General features: G+C 70.5%; 1 protein-coding gene. It reads right to left on the bottom strand.

Annotated features, from left to right (window positions below; genetic code table 11):
- Positions 1–3,130 (bottom strand): SDR family NAD(P)-dependent oxidoreductase (locus ACWCPW_RS51735; RefSeq protein WP_449768640.1); only part of this gene is annotated, 3,130 nt, incomplete at both ends.

Below are 3,130 nucleotides of genomic sequence, written 5' to 3'. Positions count from 1 at the left end.
TGCCTTGGCCGGGGAAGACGAACACGATCTTGCCGGGGTCGCCGGTGGCGGTGCCCCGGATGAGGTCCGGGGTTTCCTGCTGCCGGGCGAGGGCGTTCAACGAGGTGGTGTGGTTGCCGATGATCACCGCGCGGTGCTCGAACAGCGTGCGCCGGGCGAGTACGCGGGCGACCGTTGTCGCTGCCAAGTCCGGCTGAGTGGAGAGGTGTTCGTGAAGCCGGCGGGCTTGCTCGCGCAGAGCCTGCGGCGAACGCGCCGACAACAGCCAGGGGGTGGGCAACGGATCGGCGACAAGCGGGGTTTCGCGCTGCGGCTCCTGGTCGACCGGAGCCGGCGCAGCCACCGATAGTGGGGCCTGCTCGATGATCACGTGCGCGTTCGTGCCGCTGATGCCGAAGGACGAGACGCCGGCGCGGCGCGGGTGGTCCGTCTCCGGCCACGATTCGCTCTCCGTGAGCAGGGTGACCGCGCCCGCGGTCCAGTCGACGAGTGGTGACGGCTCGTCGACGTGCAGCGTCTTGGGCAGTACGCCGTGCCGCATGGCCTGGACCATCTTGATCACCCCGGCGACCCCGGCGGCGGCCAGCGTGTGGCCGATGTTCGACTTGATCGACCCGAGGCGCAACGGTCGGTCGGCGGCGCGGTCGGTGCCGTACGTCGCGAGCAGGGCCTGGGCCTCGATCGGGTCGCCCAGTACGGTTCCCGTGCCGTGTGCCTCGACCGCGTCCACCTGGTCCGGCGCCAGTCGCGCGTTGGCGAGTGCCTGGCGGATCACGCGCTGCTGGGAGGGGCCGTTGGGTGCGGTGAGTCCGTTGCTGGCGCCGTCCTGGTTGATGGCTGAGCCGCGGAGTACGGCGACGACGGGGTGGCCGTTGCGTTGGGCGTCGGAGAGGCGTTCGAGCAGGAGCAGGCCGACGCCTTCGCCCCAGCCGGTGCCGTTGGCGGTGGAGGAGAACGCCTTGCAGCGGCCGTCGGGTGACAACGCCCGCTGCCGACTGAACTCGATGAACGAACTCGGCGTGGCCATCACGGTGACCCCGCCCGCGAGGGCGAGCGAGCATTCGCCGCTGCGCAGCGACTGTGCGGCGAGGTGGATCGCGACGAGCGAGGACGAGCATGCGGTGTCCACGGTCACTGCCGGCCCCTCGAACCCGAACGTGTAGGCCACCCGGCCCGACGCGACACTCGTCGTGTTCCCGGTGGACAGGTAGCCCTCGACGCCCTCCGGCACCTTGGCCAGGCCCGAGGCGTAGTCCTGCGAGATCACCCCGGCGAACACACCCGCGTCGGTACCGCGGATGTCGGCCGCGTCGATGCCGGCCCGCTCGAACACCTCCCACGCGGTCTCCAGGAGCAGCCGTTGTTGCGGATCGGTGGCCAGTGCCTCGCGCGGGCTGATGCCGAAGAACTCCGCGTCGAACCGGTCCGCGTCGTAGAGGAATCCGCCCTCACGCGCGTACGTGTGCCCGACCCGGTTCGGGTCGGCGTCGTAGAGGTTGTCCAGATCCCAGCCGCGTTCGGTGGGGAATCCACCGATGGCGTCGGTGCCTTCGGCGACCAGTCGCCACAGGTCCTCGGGCGTGCGCACGCCGCCGGGGAATCGGCAGCTCATCGCGACGATCGCGATCGGGTCCTCGGCCGACCCGCCGTCACCGACCACGCGCGTGGTGGGCGTTCCCGTCGAGGGCACGAGTCCGCCGACGACCTCGGAGCGGACGAACGCGGTGAGGGCGAGCGGGGTCGGGTAGTCGAAGATCAGCGTCGCCGGGAGTCGAAGGCCGGTGGCCGTGTTGAGCCGGTTGCGCAGCTCGACGGCGGTGAGCGAGTCGAAACCCAGGTCACCGAAAGCGTGTTCGCGATCCACCGCCTCGGGGGTGGCGTGGCCGAGCACGGCCGCCACCTGGGTCCGGATCAGGTCCAGGATCAGCTCGTCCTGCTCGGCGGCGGACCGACCGGCCAGCCGCCGACCGAGCGAGGACCCCGCACCGGCCCCGCCGGCATGGGCGGTGCGTCGGGTCGAGGAACGAACGAGGCCGCGCAGCAGAGTCGGAAGGGTGCCGGCCGTCGCCTGGGCACGAAGCGCGGCCGGGTCCAGGTGGGCCGGGAAGACCAGGGCGTCCCCCCTCGCCACGGCGGTGTCGAACAGGGCGAGCCCGGTTCCGCTGTCGAGCGGCACCAGTCCGCTGCGGGCCACCCGGGCCCGATCGGCCGTATCGAGGCGGCCGGTGATTGCGCTGTTTTCGGTCCAGAGTCCCCAGGCGAGCGCACTGCCGGGAAGGCCGCGGGTGTGGCGGTGGTGGGCGAGGGCGTCGAGGAAGGTGTTGGCGGCGGCGTAGTTGGCTTGTCCGGGGTTGCCGAGGGTGCCGGCGATGGAGGAGTAGAGGAGGAAGTGGGTGAGGTCGTGGTGGTGGGTGAGTTGGTGGAGGTTCCAGGCGGCGTCGATTTTGGGGGGTAGGACGGTGTCGAGGTGTTCGTCGGTGAGTGTGGTGAGGGTGGCGTCGTGGGTGGTGCCGGCGGTGTGTACGACGGCGGTGAGTGGGTGCTCGGGGGGGATGGTGTCGAGGAGTGCGGCGAGTGCCGCATGGTCGGCGGCGTCGCACGCTGTGATGGTGATGTGTGCGCCGAGTGTGGTGAGTTCCTCTTGAAGTGCCGTGGCGCCGTCGGCATGCGGTCCGCTGCGGCTGGTCAACAGGAGGTGTTTGGCGCCGTGTTCGGTGATGAGGTGTCGCGCGACCAGGCTGCCGAGGGTGCCGGTGCCCCCGGTGATGAGGATGGTGCCGTCGGGGTTGAGGGGGCGGGGGAGGGTGAGGACGACTTTGCCGGTGTGTCGGGCCTGGCTGAGGTGGCGGAAGGCTTCGGGTGCGCGTCGGATGTCCCAGGCGGTCACCGGCAGCGGCCGAATCGCACCGCTTTCGAACAGGGCCAGCAACGCGGAGAGCATCTCCTGGATGCGCTCCGGACCCGCCTCCATGAGGTCGAACGCCCGGTAGGTGATGCCGGGGTGTCGGGTGGTGATGGTGTGGGGGTCGCGGATGTCGGTTTTGCCCATTTCGAGGAAGCGTCCGCCGGGTTGTTGGAGGCGGAGTGTGGCGTCGACGTGTTCGTGGGCGAGGGAGTTGAGGACGATGTC

This window comes from Embleya sp. NPDC001921 (genome assembly GCF_053594475.1).
The sequence above is the reverse complement of the archived record's forward strand: the minus strand, read 5'-3'. Positions and strand labels throughout refer to the sequence as shown.